We start from the raw sequence: 20,257 nt of genomic DNA, 5'->3' as shown, positions 1-20,257 counted from the left end.
TTCTACAGTTGTGGACGTGTTTTATATTCCAAGTGACCATCACGGACCCACTCATGGATGATACTTCGGTCGATACCAAACTCTTGAGCAACAATCATTTCGTTGACATCATAGTTTTCATTAATGAACTCTTTCACCTTTGGAAAGAGTTCTTTTTTCATGCATTCTTTGCACTGGTCATAAGGCGAGCTAAGTGGTATACGTCTACCACATTTAGAACAGTGTTTTACTGCAGGACCTTCATCATTCAAAAAAGAATATCGTGTATTACTCATACTTTATCCTCATAGTCCAATATTTTCTTTAAAGAAATCGCCTCTCTGCTCAAAATTCTTGAAGTGACCATAGCTTGCCGAAGCTGGAGAAAGAATAACAGCAGTACCCTTAGATGCGTTTTCTTTAACATAGGTACAAGCATCTGCTAGTTCTTCTATGTAGTGTACATGAGTCATGAACTCATCGTTTGTAGCTGCTTTAAGCTTTTCTAAAATAACTTTTCCGCTATCATACATTAAAATAATATGCTCTAAGCTTCGTGTCTGTAAGAAATCAACCAAAGGATCGTAATCAATACCTCTGTCCATTCCTCCAAGAAGAATTGTGCCAGCATTTGGAATGGCTTTAATTGCACTAATAGCAGATTCTACTGTTGTAGAGATTGAATCATCGTAGTAATCAACGCCATCTAAAGAACCGAGGAACTGTAAACGATGAGCCAAAGTCTTGAAAGAAGCTAATGCCTTCTTGAACTCATCATCAGTGATGTCATATCTTCTGCAGATATCGTAAACAAAGGCGGTATTGAAAAGATTGTGTGTGCCGCGGAGTGTTACGCCTTCAATCTCGTCAAATGAGTTGAATGGTAAATCAGCAGATTTAACCTTGATAACAGTAGCTTTGCATTCACCAGGAGCTGGTAAAAACTCTGGATTGCAGAAAAGGAAATCGCAATAGCCTTGATTTCTATAAATATTTTTCTTTGCATTCCAGTATTTTTCAACTGTTCCGTAGTGATCTAAGTGATCCTCATAAAGATTTAAAAGGATTGCCTTTGATGGTGAATAGTGAGCATATTCAAGCTGGTGGCAAGAAAGCTCAAATACAATAATAGTACGAGGATGAATCTGATCAGTGATATCGAAAATTGGTAATCCGATATTTCCTCCGAAGAGAACATCCTTACCACACTCCTTAAGTATATGATATAAAAGTGAAGATGTTGTGGATTTTCCCTTAGTTCCTGTAATTCCTATTGTCTGAGCACCATAAACCTGTAAAAACAGGTCGGCCTGACAGGTAATATGGCAGCTGTATTCCTTAATATCCTTAGGAAGAACAATTCCTGGACTTTTGAAAACAACATCATATTCATCTAAGCAGTCAAGATAATTAGCACCTGTGATAACCTTGTGGCTTGCTGTTAAATCAGAACTAACAGCATTTGCATCGGCAATATCAAGCACCTGATATCCGCCTACAGAGCTAATCATGCGAAAACTTGATTGTCCTTCTCGTCCATATCCTAGAATTAAAACTTTTTTGTCTTTGATTAAATTTCTAATTGTTTCTTTCATTATTAAGAGCGTCCTTGATTATTTTTTCAAAGTATTCATTTAAAGCATGTTCTGTTGAATATTGCTTTATATATTTTGCAAATGGAATAGCTGGAACAACAGCTTCATCCTGATAGTGCTTAAGTAGTACAGGAAGAGGCATTTGACGAGCTGCGTATTTGCTGATTGCTTCAGTAACAGATGCATTTACCTCGTCACGACTTCCGACACATTCAAATGGCTTTTCTGGAAGAATGCCGCAAAGCTTATCAAAATCTTCCATTAAGGTTTCATCCTCAAATAAGCGCTTTCCAAATATTGCATCCAATTCCTCAACTGAAAGATAAGGAGAAAGGATGATATAAACAAATAAGCACTTAGGGCAATGTCCGCACCAGATATCCTGCTTACTTCCTACATTACAGCTCTTGAAAATGCCATGGTATTTTTTGAAACGAGAAAACAGCATGGCAATCTGAAGCTCTGAAAGTGGACGAAGGAAGCTGAAATAAAATACACCAGAACCGATATAATTTTTTTCGTAGCTTCTAAAATCAGCTTCAAACTCGAAGCTTTTAGAATACTGATGGTTTACATAGCTGTTCAATACTGTGGACTCATTGGCACTTCCCTCATTTGAAAGAGCAACAAAGCTCAATCCGTTAAGGTATCCTGCGATGATGCTTGAAAAAGCAACTAAGGCAGAAAATGGTGTGTGTCCGTTTAAGAATCCCTGCTTGTTTAAATCAAGCATGTTTTTATCTAAAGTACGCTTTGCGTAGATTGTATTGTCAGTGAGATTTGCAACTTCAACAGTGGCGTCAGTGGCGCCTCTTGAATTAATAACATAGCAATTGATATCGGCATGTTCTTTGAGTAATTCAATAGAAACAACACTGTCCTTGCCGCCGCCTACAGGTATAAGAACCTTTGGCTTTTTATTAGCAGAAGCTGTAGGTATATCTACTGGGGCAAACTGGCGAGTAGTCTTGTCGCTTTCGCATTTAACTGTCATGAAGGCGTCAAAATCTTCATCAATTCCGTTTGTGTAGTAGAATTCACCTAGCCCATTAAAATAGAGCTTTTTCCACCAGCTAATCTGCTGGTCTGTAAGTTTTCTATCTTTAATAATAACGGTAGGAGGGCAAGTTATTTTCCAATAGCTAACAAGTTCAACCATACCAAGGGAGAATACCATATCATCAATAAGTGATTCGTCAATAGAATCTACAGTGTTGATGCGAGGTATGAACCAGGTTGGATGAAACTCTGATAATCCATCAATTGAAAAATCAAAGGTCATACTAATGCCTTCGTCATTTAAATCGTACGAATATCCCTGATAAGTAAAGGTAGGATAATCTAATCTGCATTTTTTATAAAAATCTGTTCTACTCATATAATTCCTTTGAAACATTCTATAAATCTTTTATAATCAAATATATAATATATCATAATACTTTAATAAAAAATAGTTAAGGAGACGTTATGCCACACGTTGGAGGACAGAAGTATAAAATTCTAAACGAATACCAAATCCTCATGAATGAAAGTGATGAGCAACACCAGATTAACGCTATCGAAATGACAAGACGTCTTGAGGCGAGAGGTATTTCGGCAGAGCGAAAAACGGTCTATAAAGACATGGCTACGCTTATGGAAGCCGGTGTTGATGTGGTAAAAGGGGACAAAGGCTATTACATAGGCTCACGAGTATTTGAGCTTGCGGAACTCAAACTACTTGTGGATGCGGTAGGTGCATCAAAGTTCATATCTCAAAAGAAAACAAAGGAACTTGTGGAAAAGATAACCACGCTGGCCAGTATGGATGAAGCTACTCAGTTGACTCGTCAGGTTGTTGTGCCAGAGAAAAGGTCCACAGGAAATGAAAAGATTTTCTATTCTATTGATGTGATTTACCAGTGCCTTGATAATAATAAAAAAATGTCTTTTAAATATCAGGACTGGACTCTCACAAAGGAGATGAAGCCTAGGCACGGTGGCAAAATTTATGTTGTAAGTCCTGCATTTCTTCTTAGAAATGATGAGAACTATTATCTTGTAGCATACGATGATGATAGCCAGCAGATAAGGCACTATCGCGTAGATAAAATAATATCTGCCGAGATGCTTGAAGAGGAAAGAAGCGGTGATAAACAGCGCGGTGCTCTTAATCCTCACGAATACGCAAAGCAACACATTAGTATGTTTGCAGGTGATGAAAGAGTTGTTACCATCAGGTTTGATAAAAGACTGATTGGCGTTGTGCTGGATAAATTTGGGGCAGATATTGATATTCGAGCAGAAGGAGAAGATTTGGTTAGAGCTCGTATATCAGTTGCGGTTTCACCTCAATTGTACGGTTGGCTTACAGGAATAGGGGCAACGATATGTTTTCCGGAGGAGGAAGAAAGGAAGTTTAAGGATTATATAAAAGCAATAATAGATAAATAGGGGTAGAATAATGGGAAGTATTACAGAAGGGAGTCTTCCGCCAGAATTAAAGGGGCTGTCAGAAGTAGAAGGACTATCAATCGAAAGTGGATTGAAGTTCTGCGGTAGTGTTAGAGAATTTGATAAGTTTTTGGAGGCATTCTATTACGATATAGACGGGAAGCAGGCGGAGCTTCTTGATGCATTTCAAAATGGTGATATCGAGTATTTTACAATCAAGGCACATGCATTAAAAACATCTGCCAGAATGATTGGAGCTAAGCAATTATCAGAGATGGCGCTTGGATTGGAAATGGCTGGAAAGGCCAATGACAAAGGATATATAAAGGCCAATCTAGATGATTTTATAAAGCTTTACGTTAGCTATAAAACACGTTTGTTTCCATACATGTCCTGGAAACAGCAGCAAAAAGCAAACAAGAAGCCTATATCTGATGAGGAATTAAAGGAAGCTTTTGCAGCATTAAAAGAAGTGAGTCCATTAATGGATTACGATGCTGTTGAGATGATCTTAGAGGAATTGGATAAATATAAACTCCCAATCCAGGCTCAAAAGCGGGTTGCAGAAATAAACAAGCAACTTCGAAGAATGGATTGGGATAAAATCGAAATATTGTTGGCGGAATAATTAAATATAGCCACCGTCCACACCAATAATTTGCCCTGTCATGTATGATGGGGCTTTTATTATGCCAAGAACTGTCTCAGCAATTTCTTCGGGCTGGCAGAAACGGCCGATAGGAATTTCTTCAGCAAGTTCAGCCTTTTCATCAGCTGATAGCATTCCATTCATATCTGTATCAACTACACCGCAAGTGATAGCGTTAACGGAGATATTGTTAGGTGCCAGTTCCTTGGCCAAAGCTTTTGTAAAGGAATTGACTCCACCTTTTGTAGCAGAATAAGCAACTTCGCAGCTAGCTCCAACAGTGCCCCACATTGAGCTGATGTTGATAATATTTCCTGACTTTTTATTAACCATTGAAGGAACCACAGCTTTTGCTGTGTAAAACAGTGGCGAAAGATTTGTGCCTACCATTGTGTTCCACTGGTCTACGGACATATCTGTTAATAATCCTATATGAGCAATCCCTGCATTGTTGACAAGTACATCTACCTGGCCAAGCTTAGCCAAAGCATCATTGCAGGAATCTATTACAAAACTACTATCAGAAATATCACCTTGATAGGTATAAACTTCCACTTTATATTGGTCTTTTAAATCTGAAGCTAATTGATTCAGCATTTCTATATTGTTATGACAAAACAATGCCAGATGATATCCTTCTGCAGCAAGGGCTACAGCAATGGCTTTTCCGATTCCTCGGCTGGCACCTGTTATAATTGCAGTTTTCTTCATAAATATACGCCTTTCCAATGTAATATCTGTGCTTAGTATAACACAATACGCCAGAGACTGTTGTATACACAATTAATAATTATTTAAGAAAGATTTCAGATAAAAGCCTTGAGAAAATGAAATACTATTGGTATAATTTTTACATGAAAAACTTCCTAGCAAATATAAAATTAGTGAATGTCACTAATCTGTTTTATAGTTTTTCAAATACGTCGCAAAGGTGGTAGACATCATGAAAACAACAATTACTGGAAAGAACATTGAGTTAACACAGGGATTAAAGGACGCAGTGGAGGAGCGTTTTAAGAAATTAGACAAATACTTCAATAAGGACACAGAAGCTATCGTTACTTTAGACGTAGAGAAAGGGCGTCAGAAAATAGAAGTTACTATTCCAATGAAAGGCTCTTATCTTAGAGCAGAGGAAGTTACTTCAGATATGTACGCTTCAATCGAAGCAGTTACAAACACATTAGAAGCTCAGTTAAAGAAACACAGAAATAAAATTATAGATAGGAAACAATCAGATTCTAGAACAATATTTGCACAGGATTTCATCGAGGAGAAGGATTCGGACGAAGAGACAATCCAGATTATCCGCAAGAAAACATTCGATATGAAACCAATGTATGCTGAGGATGCATGCCTTGAAATGGAAATGTTAGGACATGATTTCTTCATGTTCCGCAATGCAGATACTGATGAAATCAACGTTGTTTATAAGAGAAAAAATGGAGCTTACGGTTTAATTGAACCAGAGTTCTAAATTCGCAATTTTATAATAAAATTTTCAAGGAATTTTAACCTCCTGATTATATAATCTCCGCTTTGTGAGAAAGATATATCAGGAGGTTATTTTTATGGTATTGAAGAATTTAGGAAGAAATATGCACAGCTACAGAAAGTCTAATGGTTGGAGCCAAGAGACTATGGCGTGGAAGCTGAAATGTGCACCTTCAACCCTTTCTGGAATCGAAACAGGAAAGACTTGTCCTAGTGTAAAGACATTTGACAAAATTTGCGTTGAGTTCGAGGTAAATGGTGTTGATTATCATGAACTGACAATGAATGAGAACCTGGAATTCCAAAAAGTTAAGGAGGAACTGATTTTGGCCTTAAATTCTAAGGGGAAAAAGACAATAGAGAAGAAGCTGGAGAAGTTCAAGAAATATATGGATCATGAAAATGAGGAACATCAGAAATATGTGCTGCTTAGCGATTTGGTTTATATGCTGAAAAGTGGAATGGATAAGGAGGAGTTTATTGAACGAATAGAGGAACTGTTTCCTACAAATCATGAGACGGAGAAATCCGATATGCTGACAGGCCAGCATTTTACGAAACTAGAACATTTTGGTATTTATCTGAAAGCTAATGCATTGCTTGAAACAGGTTATCTGGAAAAGGCACAGGAACTGTATGAGTTATTATTAAACAACGGATTTCACGACAACACTGATTACTATAGAAAAAGATGTAATTCTGTTTCAGCTGGTTTAGCTAAACTGCTTATAGCGAAGCATGACTATATGAAAGCTGAAAAGTGTATTGGATATATTTTTTCAAAAGCTATAAAAAACATAGATGGAAGAGTGTTCTTCCAGGTTATGTGTCTGCAACAAGAATTGTTTAAAGAAATGGGAAATACTGAGGGCGAGAAAATAATAAATGACTTCTTTGAAGCGGCGGCAGCTATGATAAATTATTTTAATAAGTATTACACCATAACAGACCAATAAAGTAGATAAATAAAAAAGTGGCTTTATATATTGAAAGAAAAAACGTATAATGTGGTTCGGAAAAAACATTTTTAAAGAGGATATATTATGGATATAGTAGTTTTAGCAGGCGGACTTAGCTCTGAGCGTGACGTATCTTTTAAATCTGGTTCAATGGTAGCAGAAGCACTTAGAGCCAGAGGACATAGAGCATTAGTACTTGATGTTTTCATGGGATATTCTGATGCAGAGTGTGATATCACAGATATTTTCGAGGACAGCATCAACAATTCAGTTAAGGTTGAAACTATCCCATCAGAGGCACCAGATATCGATGCAATCATCAAAAGCAGAGCAGATCAAAGCCCAAGCTTTTTCGGACCAAACGTTATAAAGATTTGTCAGAAGGCTGATATTGTATTTATGGCGCTCCATGGCGGAGATGGAGAAAGCGGTAAGGTTCAGGCTGCCTTTGATTTATATGGAATCAAATACACAGGAAATGATTACATTTCAAGTGCCATAGCTATGGATAAGCAGATGACAAAGGAATTCTTCAACAGAGCAGGAGTTCCTACACCAGTTGGTACATCTCTTAAAAAGGCAAACAGAAAGGGATTCAAGTTTGACAAATTCCCTTGCATCGTTAAGCCAAACTGCGGTGGTTCTTCCATTGGAGTTACAATCGTAGAAAAGTCAGAGGATTTAGATGCAGCTTTAGATGCAGCATTTGAATGGGAAGATGAAGTTGTAATTGAGCAGTTCATTAAGGGTCGTGAGTTCTCTGATGGTGTTATGGAAGGCAAGGCACTTCCTGTTATCGAAATCGCACCAAAGCAGGGATTCTACGATTACAAAAATAAATATGCAGCTGGTTCTGCAGTGGAGACATGCCCAGCAGATATTAGCGAGAAAGCTACTCAGGCCATGAAGAAATACGCCGAGATGGCATTCAAGGCACTTGGACTTACAACATATGCACGTATGGACTTTATGATGGATGAAGACGAAAACATCTACTGTCTTGAGGCAAACACACTTCCAGGAATGACACCAACAAGCTTACTTCCACAGGAAGCAAAGGTTATTGGAATGGATTTCGAAGATTTATGCGAGCATTTGATTAAGGTGTCTTTAAAGAAATACTAAGATATAGAAGTAAGAGTGATATTTATGAAGAACATGACATTGGCAAGGATTGCCGAAGTTACAAATGGAAAATTGGTTTTAGTACCAGGTTGTGAAGCAGCAAAAAATCAAGAAATTGCAGGAGCTGTAAATGATAATCGTAAGGTTGAAAAGGATTTTCTTTTCATTCCTATGGTTGGTGCTCGTGTAGATGGACATGATTTCATAGAGGATGCATTTTCAAAGGGTGCGTTAGTATCATTGTCAGAAAAAGAGCTTGATAATCCTAGCGGACCATATATTCAGGTTCAGGATACAAAGCTTGCACTTAAGCAAATTGCAACAGCGTACAGAATGGAGCTTTCTATTCCAGTAGTTGGTGTTATTGGTAGTGTAGGAAAGACTAGTACAAAAGAAATGATTACATCAGTTCTTGAAACAAAGTTTTCTGTTTTAAAGACTGAGGGCAACTTCAACAACGAAATTGGTCTTCCACTTACAATCTGCAGAATAAGAGATAATCATCAGGTCGCAGTTGTTGAAATGGGAATATCTGATTTTGGAGAAATGCATCGTCTTGGCGATATTGCAAAGCCAGACATTGTTGTTATGACAAATATTGGCCAGTGTCATTTGGAGTTTTTAAAGTCTAGAGACGGTATTCTTCAGGCAAAGACAGAGGTATTTGAACACATGCCAAAGAATGGTCTTGTTATCCTTAATGGTGATGATGACAAGCTAATCAATGCCGACACACTTGGACTTAGAAAGATTTTCTATGGTCTAAACGGTCAGCAAATCAATGCCACTGACGTAAAGCCAAATGGTCTTACTGGAACAGATGCTATTCTCAATATGGATGATGAACATATCGATGTTACAATTCCATTGCCAGGCAGCCATAACGTTATGAATGGTCTTGCAGCAGCAGCTGTTGGAAAAGAGCTTGGTCTTACAATTCAGGAGATTGCAAAAGGCTTATCAAAGGCTGAAACAATTGCTGGTAGAAACAACATTATCACTATTCGTGATATCAATATCATCGATGATTGCTACAATGCAAACCCTGTATCAATGAAGGCTTCTATCGAGGTCCTTGGAAAGGCTACAGGCAGAACAATTGCAGTCCTTGGTGATATGGGAGAGCTTGGACAGGATGAGCGTGAGCTTCATTATGAAATTGGACAGGCTCTTGAGGATAATCATATTGGATATGTATTCACTGTAGGAGATTTATCAGAAGAGATTAATAAATCATTATCTCAGAAGAATAGCTCTTGCATGGCTCATCATTATACTGATGTGGATGTTATGCTTGAGGATTTACTTCCTATCATCCGCGGTGGAGATACCATTTTAGTAAAGGCATCACACTTTATGAACTTTACAAAAGTAGTTGAAGCGTTAAAAGAAAGATTGGCATAAATATTAAAGGCACCTCATATGAGGTGCCTTTTGATTTAGATTAATTCTGCGTCTTTTTTTAATTGTTCCTCAAGAATTCCTCTTACGTATACGCCAGGTTTCTTTTTGTTGTCGCCTTCAAGTGCTGTAGTGTCAATTGCAGGGCAGAAAGTAACGATAACGTGAGTTTTCTTTAAACGAGGAAGATGTGTCTCGAAAACTTCTCTTGTGTTTGTGAAAGCTACTGGTACGATGGGACAACCAGTTTTTGTAGCAATCTTAAAGCTTGCTTCGTGGAATTCAGCCATCTCGCCAGTCTTTGAACGAGTACCCTCAGGGAAAACAAACATTGAAATGCCAGATTTAATGTATTCCTGAGCTTTTATAATAAGCTTTAAATCCTGTCTAGGATCTGTTCTTGTAAGGAATAGGCAATAATTCATGTACATCCAAACATTTAAAAGTGGTACCTTTTCAAAAGTTTTCTTTGAAAGGAAACCAGTGACTGCTGGGCAAAGGTGATAACCAAGTACTACATCGAAAAAGCTTTGATGGTTACCAATGAAAAGTACTGCTTTGTCCTTTGGAATATTCTCAAGTCCTTTTACTTCGTATTTTACTCCGGCTAAGAATGCAACTACGCCAAATGCCCAAGCTACAATGTTGTAAGCAATTTTATCCTTGGCTGGTTTATTGAACAAACCTAAGATAAGAAGAATTAGCCAGATTGGAATACTGCAAATTAGGAATATAACAACGAAAGCTACAGTTATTATGGTTCTAATCATAGAGTCCTCCATATTTTGATGTATTATTCAGATATTTTCTCCGAATATTTATATTATAGAATAGCTAATATTAATTATCAATGTAGAGGAAATGAATAATTACTCACAAAAAGTGAATGGTATTAATAAACTATCAGTTATATCTAAATTTAATTTGGCATAAAATGGTGATGATAGTAAGTGGTTCAGGAGTTTTTTATAATAATTATTCAAAAAAACGGCCGTACTTTTTGACAAAATTCACAAAAAGTGATAAAATGGCCCCAACGACATAAGAGTATATCATTAAATACTCAAATGCTAGAAAAGGGGGAGGACATCATGGAACGCGAGGACTTTGACAAAGTACGTGAATCGGTTAGATCGCAGTGCGGTAGTAGAGTTGTAATTCAGTTAGACAGAGGACGTAATAAGGTAGACATCCAGCAGGGTGTTATACAGGAGGCTTATCCTAGTGTATTCACTATCTTAGTTGACGACACAGAAACAAGCCCATCACAGTTACTTTCTTTCAGTTATACAGATATTATTACTAAAGAGATTCGCATGAAACTTTGCTAAGCTTGGCTTGCTAGTTACAACTAAATATGGATTTGGTAGGACCGTCGGATTATTCCGGCGGTTCTTTTTTGTTTTTTTGTGAAGGATATCTGAATAGTTGTGTAAAATTATTGAAAACTGGGCTTGTAACTTGTATCATAATGTAGAGAGATTATGAGAATTTGCACTAGATATTGGGCCTAAGGCTCAGGTTTTTGGAGATAGTGTTTATGAAATACAAAAAAATATTTAAGTCTGTTTTGGGAGTAGCCCTTATAGGCTGTCTTCTTGCATCAGATTCAATTATTTCTAAAGCGGTACGTTCTGTTTCGGAAATCGAGGCGGAGCAGGATGCTTTACAGGATGAAATCGACACATTGGATTCTGATTTATACGAATTAGTTAGTCAGATTACAGAAATAGAAACAGCCATTTCAGATACAGAAGCAGAAATAGAAGAAACAGCAGCAGCCTTGCAGGAAGCACAGGATGCAAGGGATGAGCAATACGAAGCTATGAAGCTCAGAATCAAATACATGTATGAGACTGAGGACCCTAGCGTTTTTGAAATGTTACTTGAGTCTGGTTCCATAAGCCAGTTTTTAAATAGACTAGAATACGCAAGCAGCGTTTACGACTATGATAGAGAAAAGCTTGAGCAGTTCGAAGCTACACAAGCCGAAATCGAGGAATTGGCAACTGCCCTTGATGAAGAAAAGGCAGGTTTGGAAGCTTCCAAATCAGAATTAGCAACTCAGGAATCAGCCCTTGAAACTATGATTAGTGAAAAGCAGGGTGAGATGGATGATTTGGATGAAGAGCTGAAGGAAGCAAAGGAAATAGCAGCAAGAGAAGCGGCACTTGCAGCAGCAAGAGCAGCAGCTGCAGCGGCAGCAAATGGCAACACATCCGGTGGTGCCAACACTTCAGCAAGTTCAAGTTACAATGTTAATGGAGATTTGAATCCTGGTTACGCTACTGGCATTAGCGGTTCCAGTGTTGTCTCATATGCAAACCAATTCGTTGGAAATGCCTATGTATGGGGAGGTAATTCCCTTACAAATGGATGTGACTGTTCAGGTTTTGTTCAGCAGGTATTAGCCAACTTTGGCGTTACTTATGGTTCGCGAATGACTTCTGGTTCATTTAGGAGTGTGGGTCAAGAAGTTAGTTACAATTATATGCAACCCGGTGATATAGTTTGCTACCCAGGACACGTAGCAATATACCAAGGTGGAGGTACAATTGTGGAAGCACAAAGTACTGCTACAGGTATTACTAATTACCGATCAGTTAATTGCCATTCAATAATTACTATACGAAGGGTACTATGAGAATCAATAAACTCGTAAAACCTATAGTGTTAATTCTGTGCGTAGCTGTAATGGTCTACGCACTTCTTACTATGGGAAACAACAGAGCAAAGCTGGACTATCAGGAGCATCTTGAGGATACAGCGGTTACCGTTGATTCAGAGGAAATCACATTTCAAGATTTGGCTTTTTATATCCTCTACGAAGAAGGCAAGATAGAAGAGCAGGCTAGAATCTATAATCCTGATTACACCAAGGATTACTGGAATCTTCACACAAACGATACCTTTATCCAATTGGAAGCGAAGGAGGTTGTGCTTGGGATGGCTGTGCATGACCATCTTTTTTATCAGATGGCAGTGGCAGAAGGCATGGATACCCTTACAGACGAGGAAGAACAGGAACTGGAATATCGAATTACAGATTTTTGGGAGGACTTGCTTGATATTCAATGGGAAAAGCTTCCATGTTCAGAAGAAACTATCAACGAACAAATCAGGCTTGCAGCCATAGCTGAAAAATATCAGAACTATTTGGCAGAGGAGCTTGGCCCTAGTCAGGCTGCCTACAAGTATGATGGATACTATTATCAGCAGATAATGGAGCAGCACCAGGTCAAAACTAATGACAAACTTTGGGATAGACTTGTGCTTGGTGATATTACATTATCCCACAGTAAGCTTAATTATATTAATGGATTAACTGATGAGGACAAGAAAAAGAAATAAAAGAAGAAAGGCAATAGAAATGGTTAAATTAAACAGAAACGACCCTTGCTGGTGTGGCAGTGGCCGTAAGTACAAACAGTGCCATGAGGCAATGGATAGAAAAATCGAAAGCTTTGCAGTTAAGGGCCACAAGGTACCAAGACACGATATGCTCAAAACACCTGAGCAGGTTGCTAAGATTAAAGAATCTGCAGTTATTAATATGGCATGTCTTGATGCAGTTGCAGAGGCTATCTGCGAAGGTATGCCAACATCTGAAATTGATAGAATCGTACACGATACAACAATTAAAATGGGAGGTATTCCAGCACCACTTAACTACGAGGGCTTCCCTTATAGTGTATGTACATCTGTAAATGATCAGGTATGTCATGGATATCCATCTAAGGATGTTATTCTTAAAAGTGGAGATATCGTAAATGTAGACTGTTCTACAATTCTTGATGGTTATTTCTCTGATTCATCAAGAATGTTTATGATTGGCGATGTAGATCCAGAGACAAAGAAGCTGGTTGAAGTAACAAAGGAATGCTGCGATTTAGGCTTGGCACAGGTTAAGCCATGGGGATTCCTTGGCGATGTAGGTGCTGCTATTTGCGAGCATGCTCATGCAAATGGATACCAGGTTGTACGTGAAATCGGTGGCCACGGTGTAGGCCTTGAGTTCCATGAGGATCCATGGGTTGGATACAACACGCTTCCTGGCACAGAACTACTATTAGTTCCAGGCTTCATGTTTACAATCGAACCAATGATTAACATGGGCACACAAAAGATTAAAACTGATCCTAACAACGGTTGGGAGGTTTCTACTTTAGACGGTAAGCCTTCTGCTCAGTGGGAATATCAGGTACTTGTAACAGAAACAGGCTATGAGGTAATTTCATATTGATGCGATTAGATAAATTACTGGTTGAATTAAATATCGGAACCAGGTCTGAAGTAAAGGCTCTTCTAAAGAAGGGCCTTATTTTAGTTGACGGAGAAATAATAAATAAACCTGAAACAAAGGTAGATGAAAATAGTGTAACTATTTCTTATGGTGGCAAAGACTATGCTTATGCCCAGTTCCACTACTATATGATGAATAAACCAAAAGGAGTGATTACAGCCACTGAGGACAAAAAAGAAGCCACAGTAATGGATTTGTTTTACCGAAAGTGTCCTGATGCACCAAAAGGCTTAGCTCCTGTTGGTAGATTAGATAAAGATACTACTGGTTTGCTCCTTATCACAAATGATGGAGCTTTGGCTCATGAATTACTATCCCCAAAAAAACATGTAGATAAAACGTATTTTGTTACTTTGGATGGCCCTCTTACATCTGAGGATATAAATGCACTTGAAAATGGCGTTCATATTGGTGAAGGAGACTTAACAGCACCTTCTACCATCAAATATGAAGGTGGAAATACATGTTATATCACAATTCATGAAGGAAAATTTCATCAAGTAAAAAGAATGTTTTTTGCAGTTGGAAAACAGGTGCTAGAGCTGAAAAGAACGGCGTTTGGACCACTTTTGTTGGACGAGGAATTACTACCTGAAAGTCACATCACCGAACTAAAGCGTGAAAGTTTTTATTGACGATTTAATTTACAAAGTTTAATATAATTTCAACGAGGGGTTTTAGCCTTTAAAGTGATGAAGTAAGAAAGTGGAATATGCTTTTGGGGAAAGCCTATTTCATGTCATAGGAGGGATTAGTATGAAGAAAAGAATGTTAAGCCTTGCTCTTTGCGGTGCAATGGTAGCAACAATGTTTGCAGGATGTGGGGACAATAGTGCATCAACAGGTTCGTCTGAGAATGTTGACACATCAGGAGAGCTTACTTGGAAGATTGGTGGTATTGGACCAACTACAGGAGGAGCTGCTCAGTACGGACAGGGTGTTATGAATGCGATACAGATTGCTGTAGATGAAGTTAATGCAGAAGGCGGTATCAATGGATATCAGGTAGCATTTAATTTCCAGGATGATGAGGCAGATCCTCAGAAGGCAGTTAATGCTTACAACACATTAAAGGATTGGGGAATGCAGATTCTTGAAGGTACTGTAACATCAGGCGCATGCGCAGCAGTATCTGCAGAGACTTACAATGATAGAATCTTCCAGATTACACCATCTGCATCATCAACAAGTGTTACTGAGGGACATGATAATACATTCCAGATTTGTTTCTCAGATCCTAACCAGGGTACAGTTTCAGCTGATTACATTGCAGAAAATGGTCTTGGAAGCAAAATTGGTATTATCTATGATAGCTCAGATCCATATTCAACAGGTGTATATCAGAACTTCGCTACAGAGGCAGCAAATGTAGGACTTGAAATCGTAGCAACAGAAGCTTTTACATCTGATTCAAAGACAGATTTTACAACACAGCTTCAGAAATGTAAGGATGCAGAAGCAGATCTTCTTTTCCTTCCATTCTATTACACAGAAGGCTCAATCGTACTTACACAGGCTAACAAGATGGGCTATGAGCCAACAATGTTCGGTGTAGACGGATTCGACGGATTACTTGGTGTTGAAAACTTCGATGTAAGCCTTGCAGAAGGTGTATATCTTCTTACACCATTCGCAGCTGATGCTGAGGATGAGGCAACACAGTCATTCGTTTCTAAGTATGAAGAGCAGTACGGTGGAACACCAAACCAGTTCGCAGCTGATGCTTACGATGGAATCTACATCCTTAAGGAAGCTCTTGAGTCAGCAAATCTCACTCCAGAGGCTTCAAATGAGGAAATCTGCGAAGCACTTATCGCAGCAATCCAGGAAGTAAACTATGATGGACTTACAGGAGAAGGCATGACATGGAATGCAGCTGGTGAAGTTTCTAAATCACCAAAGGCTGTCATCATCCAGGATGGTGGATACGTATCTGTACAGTAATCCTGGTCCGGATGTTACGTCCACAAGCCTTCCGATTTCTCCGGTCGACATCACGTCTCCCTTGAGAAATGAAAGAGCTTGTGAACTACATTCTCACTTAAATGATGTACACATCGAATGTGTGCTACATCCTCATCTAAATATTGCACATCAAAGACGATGCGGAGCACCTTCCTCAGGAACACGGGGGAGGCCGCATCGTGTTTAAATTATACGGGAAAGAGAGTAGTAATTATGGGTTTTTTAACTTATTTAGTTAATGGGTTAAGCCTTGGTAGCGTTTATGCCCTTATAGCACTTGGTTATACCATGGTTTATGGTATTGCAAAGATGCTGAATTTTGCCCACGGAGATGTAATCATGATTGGTGCATACGTGGTATTTATGTGCATGTCTAATTCCGGCATGCCTGCTGTTGTTTCTATTGTTATTTCAATAGTATGCTGCACAGCCTTAGGAATGATAATAGAAAAGATAGCATACAAACCACTTAGAAAGGCAACAAACCTAGCGGTCTTGATTACAGCTATCGGTGTTAGCTACTTCTTGCAGAATATGGCACTTATGATATTTGGTTCAAATCCAGTGTCATTTACATCTGTTATTAACTGGGAAGGCCTTTCATTTGCAGACGGCGCATTAAAGATTACAGGAAATGCCATTGTTACAATCATCACATGCGTTGTTATCATGATTGTATTGATGTGGTTTGTAAAGAACACAAAGCCAGGTCAGGCAATGAGGGCTGTATCAGAGGATAAGGATGCTGCAGTGCTGATGGGAATTAACGTAAATGCAACTATTTCTCTTACATTTGCAATCGGCTCTGGACTTGCAGCAATAGCAGGTGCATTGCTTTGCTCATCATATCCATCACTTACTCCATACACAGGCTCAATGCCAGGTATCAAGGCATTTACAGCTGCTGTATTTGGTGGTATTGGTTCTATTCCAGGAGCACTTGTTGGTGGATTATTACTTGGTATAATCGAAATCTTAGCTAGAGCTTATATTTCAAGTCAGCTTGCAGATGCTATCGTATTTGCAGTATTAATCATCGTATTGCTTGTTAAGCCAACTGGTATTTTAGGCAAGCAGATTAAAGAGAAAGTGTAGGTGGCAGAAATGAAGAAACTAAACAAATCTACACAGAAATTAATAACAACCTTAGCAGTAATAGTTGTTCTTTATATTGTAATGTCAATAATGGATGGAACAGGAAATCTAAGCTCTTTAATGAGCGGCTTATTAGTTCCAGTATGTGCATATTCTTTGGTGGCTGTTGGACTTAACCTTTGTGTTGGATATTTGGGAGAGCTTTCACTTGGACATGCAGGATTTATGTGCGTCGGCGCATTTACATCTGCGTTTTTTTCAAAGTTATTCCAGGATTCCATCCCAGATGTACCACGCTTCATCCTTGCTCTTGTCATTGGAACACTGATGGCAGCGTTATTTGGATTTTTGATTGCAATTCCAGTACTTCGATTAAGCGGTGATTATCTTGCAATCGTAACACTTGCATTTGGCGAGATTATCAAAAACGTAATTAATGTTTTGTATGTAGGTGTTGATTCAAATGGACTTCATTTTTCAATCAAGGATCAGATGTCACTTGGTATGGAGCCTACCGGCAAGATGCTTGTAAATGGTGCCCAGGGAATCACAGGAACACCTAGACAATCAACATTTACCATAGCAGTTATTCTTTTGATAGTTGCGCTTATTGTTACACACAATTTTGTAAACTCAAGAACTGGTAGAGCAGTAAAGGCAATCAGAGACAATCAGATTGCAGCAGAGACTGTAGGTCTTCCAGTTACAAAATATAAGCTTGTTGCATTTACTATTTCTGCAGCCATAGCAGGCGTTGGTGGAGTTTTATATGCTCACAACATCAACTCACTTACAGCTACAACAAACAACTTCGGCTACAACATGTCTATCATGATTCTTGTATACGTAGTCCTTGGTGGAATCGGTAATTTCTCTGGTTCTGTAATTGCAGCAGTTGTACTTACAATGTTGCCAGAAATGCTTAGAGGACTTTCGACATACAGAATGCTTATTTACTCAATTGTCTTGATTGTACTTATGTTATTTAACTGGGCTCCAGCAATTCTTAAGTGGCGTGAGGAACACGGTATTACTACAGCGGCAATTGTTGGCAAGTTTAAAAAGACAAAGGAGGTGCGCTAATGAGCTTACTAGAAGTTACTAATCTTGGCATTTCCTTTGGTGGACTTAGAGCCGTAGATGAATTCAATTTGAAAATTGAGCAGGGAGAGCTCTATGGATTGATTGGTCCTAATGGTGCTGGTAAGACTACAGTTTTCAATATGCTTACAGGTATTTACCAGCCAACAGATGGAAAAATCTTCCTTGATGGAAAAGATATTACAGGAAAGAAAACTGCAGAAATCAATAAAGCTGGTATAGCTAGAACATTCCAAAACATCCGTCTTTTTGGAGATCAATCAGTACTTGATAATGTAAAAATCGGATTACACAATTCCTTTGACTATGGAACAGCCACTGGAATCTTCAGATTGCCTAAATATTTCAATGTGGAAAAGGCAATGGATGAAAAGGCGCTTGAAATTTTGTCGGTGTTTGGACTTGATAAGGAAGCAGATGTACTAGCATCAAATCTTCCTTATGGAAAGCAAAGAGAGCTTGAAATAGCCAGAGCACTTGCTACAAATCCAAAGCTTCTTTTATTGGATGAGCCAGCAGCTGGTATGAATCCAAACGAGACAAAGGACTTGATGAACACAATCGCGCTGATTAGAAAAGAATTTGGCGTAACAATTCTCCTGATTGAGCATGATATGAAGCTTGTTTCAGGTATTTGTGAGAAGCTTACAGTTTTAAACTTTGGTCGTGTGCTTTCACAGGGGCAGACAACTGATGTATTAAACGACCCAGAAGTAATTAAGGCATATTTAGGAGAATAATTAAGAATAAAATCTAGAGGTTTACATATGTTAAAGGTTGAAGATTTAGTTGTTAATTACGGTGTTATTCAAGCACTCAAGGGCATTAGCTTTGAAGTAAATGAAGGCGAGGTAATTGCCCTTATCGGAGCTAATGGCGCTGGTAAGACAACAACACTACAAACAATTTCAGGAATGCTTACTCCTACCTCAGGAAAAGTACTGTTGGAAGGCACAGATATTACTAAGGTTCCAGGCCATAAAATAGTGTCCATGGGAATGGCTCACGTGCCTGAAGGACGTAGAGTTTTTGCGGGATTAACAGTACTTGAAAACTTGAAAATGGGAGCATATACTAGAAGTAACAAGAGTGAGATTGCAGATGCATTTGAGCGAGTTTACGAGAGCTTCCCGAGGCTTAAGGAACGTCAAAATCAGCTGGCAGGAACATTATCAGGCGGAGAGCAGCAGATGCTTGCTATGGGACGCGCCTTGATGAGCCAGCCACGTATAGTTTTGATGGATGAGCCTTCAATGGGACTTTCACCAATCTATGTAGAAGAAATATTCAATATCATAGAATCTATCTCAAAGGCAGGCACCACAGTACTTTTAGTAGAGCAGAATGCTAAAAAAGCTCTTGCTATTGCGGATAGGGCTTATGTCCTTGAAACAGGCAATATAGTACTTTCTGGTGATGCAACAACTCTTCTAAATGACAACTCCATAAAGAAAGCTTATTTAGGTGAGTAGGGGGGTACATCACATGGATGACAAAAAACTAGTTATCACAATCGCTAGAAGCTATGGCTCAGGAGGCTTGACTCTGGCAAAGAAGCTGGGAAAGGAATTGGGGATTCCTGTATACGACAGAGAAATTCTTCGTATGGCTTCAGATCAAAGTGGTATCAACGAGGAGATGTTCGGACAGGTTGATGAGCATGTTAGAAAGATATTCATGTCCGCAAAGGGCAAATACAAAGGCATGCCATTGACACCTGAGTATGCAGCATTTACTTCCGACGACAATCTTTTCGAACTGACGGCGGATGTTATCAAACGTATAGCTAACACAAGCAGTTGTATTTTCGTTGGTAGATGCGCAGATTATATTTTAAAGGATCGACCATATGTATTATCTCTTTTCTTCTACGCATCAGAGGACGATTGCTTGGAGCGACTCCACAAACAAGTCAGTGGAACAGATGAAGAGCTGATAAAACGCATGCACGACATCGACAAACATCGTGCCGACTACTATCGTTACTACACAGGTCATGATTGGAATGATGCTAGGAACTACGATTTCTGTTTAGATACAGGAGTTATGGATTATGACAAATTAATCGAAGTAGTAAAGTCATACATCGATATTAAAAACAGATAAGATTAACTACTAAAGAGAGTTACTTTGGCAATCAAAGCAACTCTCTTTTAAT

At 38.7% G+C, this 20,257-nt stretch carries 22 protein-coding genes; 17 read left to right on the top strand and 5 right to left on the bottom strand.

The features are described 5' to 3' along the window. Nucleotides 1-2: 2 nt before the first annotated feature. From T375_RS06010 to T375_RS06000, 3 genes are read right to left on the bottom strand one after another with little or no spacing between them, the layout of a single operon-like run. Nucleotides 3-275, bottom strand: coding sequence for a hypothetical protein (locus T375_RS06010; RefSeq protein WP_049960317.1), 273 nt, complete (start codon nt 273-275; stop codon nt 3-5). Nucleotides 276-284: 9 nt separating this feature from the next. Then, nucleotides 285-1,574, bottom strand: coding sequence for a UDP-N-acetylmuramoyl-L-alanine--D-glutamate ligase (gene murD, locus T375_RS06005; RefSeq protein ID WP_044936287.1), 1,290 nt, complete (start codon nt 1,572-1,574; stop codon nt 285-287). Continuing rightward, a complete protein-coding gene (locus T375_RS06000; RefSeq protein ID WP_044936286.1) occupies nt 1,558-2,952 on the bottom strand; it encodes a MurL-like N-terminal domain-containing in 1,395 nt (464 codons plus the stop codon). The genes murD and T375_RS06000 overlap by 17 nt, the downstream gene beginning before the upstream one ends. A gap of 89 nt (nt 2,953-3,041) precedes the next feature. Between T375_RS06000 and T375_RS05995 the strand changes: the two genes are divergently transcribed. Both T375_RS05995 and T375_RS05990 read left to right on the top strand, forming a co-directional pair. Next, a complete protein-coding gene (locus T375_RS05995; protein WP_044936285.1) occupies nt 3,042-4,007 on the top strand; it encodes a helix-turn-helix transcriptional regulator in 966 nt (321 codons plus the stop codon). A gap of 10 nt (nt 4,008-4,017) precedes the next feature. Further along, nucleotides 4,018-4,635, top strand: a complete 618-nt coding sequence (locus tag T375_RS05990; RefSeq protein WP_044936284.1) for an Hpt domain-containing protein — start codon at nt 4,018-4,020, stop codon at nt 4,633-4,635. Here the strand turns inward: T375_RS05990 and ymfI are convergent, their stop codons facing one another. Then, a complete protein-coding gene (gene ymfI / locus T375_RS05985; protein ID WP_044936282.1) occupies nt 4,636-5,367 on the bottom strand; it encodes an elongation factor P 5-aminopentanone reductase in 732 nt (243 codons plus the stop codon). It lies immediately after the preceding gene. Nucleotides 5,368-5,599: 232 nt separating this feature from the next. Here ymfI and hpf point away from each other — a divergent pair, with 232 nt between their 5' ends. The 4 genes from hpf (at nt 5,600) to T375_RS05965 (ending at nt 9,638) form a co-directional block, all read left to right on the top strand. Continuing rightward, the gene (hpf, locus tag T375_RS05980) at nt 5,600-6,133 is read left to right on the top strand and encodes a ribosome hibernation-promoting factor, HPF/YfiA family (protein ID WP_044936281.1); all 534 of its coding nucleotides are present in this window, start codon (nt 5,600-5,602) and stop codon (nt 6,131-6,133) included. A 94-nt stretch (nt 6,134-6,227) separates the two neighbouring features. Beyond that, complete coding sequence (locus T375_RS05975) at nt 6,228-7,106, top strand: helix-turn-helix domain-containing protein (protein ID WP_044936280.1); 879 nt, start codon at nt 6,228-6,230, stop codon at nt 7,104-7,106. A gap of 87 nt (nt 7,107-7,193) precedes the next feature. After that, nucleotides 7,194-8,234 carry a D-alanine--D-alanine ligase family protein gene (locus tag T375_RS05970; RefSeq protein WP_044936279.1) on the top strand — a complete coding sequence of 347 codons (1,041 nt, stop codon included), beginning with the start codon at nt 7,194-7,196 and terminating at the stop codon, nt 8,232-8,234. Between the two features lie 24 nt (nt 8,235-8,258). After that, nucleotides 8,259-9,638, top strand: coding sequence for a UDP-N-acetylmuramoyl-tripeptide--D-alanyl-D-alanine ligase (locus T375_RS05965; protein WP_044936277.1), 1,380 nt, complete (start codon nt 8,259-8,261; stop codon nt 9,636-9,638). A gap of 35 nt (nt 9,639-9,673) precedes the next feature. Here the strand turns inward: T375_RS05965 and T375_RS05960 are convergent, their stop codons facing one another. Further along, nucleotides 9,674-10,405 (bottom strand): lysophospholipid acyltransferase family protein, encoded by a 732-nt coding sequence (locus T375_RS05960; protein WP_044936275.1) that lies wholly within the window; start codon nt 10,403-10,405, stop codon nt 9,674-9,676. Between the two features lie 321 nt (nt 10,406-10,726). Here T375_RS05960 and T375_RS05955 point away from each other — a divergent pair, with 321 nt between their 5' ends. The 11 genes from T375_RS05955 (at nt 10,727) to T375_RS05905 (ending at nt 20,205) form a co-directional block, all read left to right on the top strand. Beyond that, nucleotides 10,727-10,966 carry a Veg family protein gene (locus tag T375_RS05955; protein WP_033152984.1) on the top strand — a complete coding sequence of 80 codons (240 nt, stop codon included), beginning with the start codon at nt 10,727-10,729 and terminating at the stop codon, nt 10,964-10,966. A 209-nt stretch (nt 10,967-11,175) separates the two neighbouring features. Then, on the top strand, nt 11,176-12,279 hold the full coding sequence (locus T375_RS05950; protein ID WP_049960316.1) for a coiled-coil domain-containing protein: 1,104 nt from the start codon (nt 11,176-11,178) through the stop codon (nt 12,277-12,279). Next, nucleotides 12,276-12,986 (top strand): hypothetical protein, encoded by a 711-nt coding sequence (locus tag T375_RS05945; protein WP_044936273.1) that lies wholly within the window; start codon nt 12,276-12,278, stop codon nt 12,984-12,986. The genes T375_RS05950 and T375_RS05945 overlap by 4 nt, the downstream gene beginning before the upstream one ends. A gap of 19 nt (nt 12,987-13,005) precedes the next feature. Next, nucleotides 13,006-13,878 (top strand): methionyl aminopeptidase, encoded by an 873-nt coding sequence (locus tag T375_RS05940; protein WP_044936754.1) that lies wholly within the window; start codon nt 13,006-13,008, stop codon nt 13,876-13,878. Next, complete coding sequence (locus T375_RS05935; protein WP_044936272.1) at nt 13,878-14,573, top strand: pseudouridine synthase; 696 nt, start codon at nt 13,878-13,880, stop codon at nt 14,571-14,573. The genes T375_RS05940 and T375_RS05935 overlap by 1 nt, the downstream gene beginning before the upstream one ends. Before the next feature lie 121 nt (nt 14,574-14,694). Next, nucleotides 14,695-15,882: an ABC transporter substrate-binding protein gene (locus T375_RS05930; protein ID WP_044936271.1), complete on the top strand. Its 1,188-nt coding sequence runs from the start codon at nt 14,695-14,697 to the stop codon at nt 15,880-15,882. A 234-nt stretch (nt 15,883-16,116) separates the two neighbouring features. After that, nucleotides 16,117-16,998 (top strand): branched-chain amino acid ABC transporter permease, encoded by an 882-nt coding sequence (locus T375_RS05925; protein ID WP_044936268.1) that lies wholly within the window; start codon nt 16,117-16,119, stop codon nt 16,996-16,998. Nucleotides 16,999-17,007: 9 nt separating this feature from the next. Further along, nucleotides 17,008-18,081 (top strand): branched-chain amino acid ABC transporter permease, encoded by a 1,074-nt coding sequence (locus T375_RS05920; protein WP_330371738.1) that lies wholly within the window; start codon nt 17,008-17,010, stop codon nt 18,079-18,081. Then, nucleotides 18,081-18,839 (top strand): ABC transporter ATP-binding protein, encoded by a 759-nt coding sequence (locus T375_RS05915; RefSeq protein WP_044936266.1) that lies wholly within the window; start codon nt 18,081-18,083, stop codon nt 18,837-18,839. The genes T375_RS05920 and T375_RS05915 overlap by 1 nt, the downstream gene beginning before the upstream one ends. 27 nt (nt 18,840-18,866) lie before the next feature. Then, nucleotides 18,867-19,571 carry an ABC transporter ATP-binding protein gene (locus tag T375_RS05910; protein ID WP_033152994.1) on the top strand — a complete coding sequence of 235 codons (705 nt, stop codon included), beginning with the start codon at nt 18,867-18,869 and terminating at the stop codon, nt 19,569-19,571. A 13-nt stretch (nt 19,572-19,584) separates the two neighbouring features. Beyond that, the gene (locus T375_RS05905) at nt 19,585-20,205 is read left to right on the top strand and encodes a cytidylate kinase-like family protein (RefSeq protein ID WP_033152996.1); all 621 of its coding nucleotides are present in this window, start codon (nt 19,585-19,587) and stop codon (nt 20,203-20,205) included. Nucleotides 20,206-20,257: the final 52 nt, after the last annotated feature.

The organism is Pseudobutyrivibrio sp. LB2011, assembly GCF_000701765.1.
In the GTDB taxonomy this organism is placed as follows: Bacteria; Bacillota; Clostridia; order Lachnospirales; family Lachnospiraceae; genus Pseudobutyrivibrio; species Pseudobutyrivibrio ruminis.
Note: the sequence above shows the minus strand (reverse complement) of the source record. Positions and strands in the feature narration are given on the sequence as shown.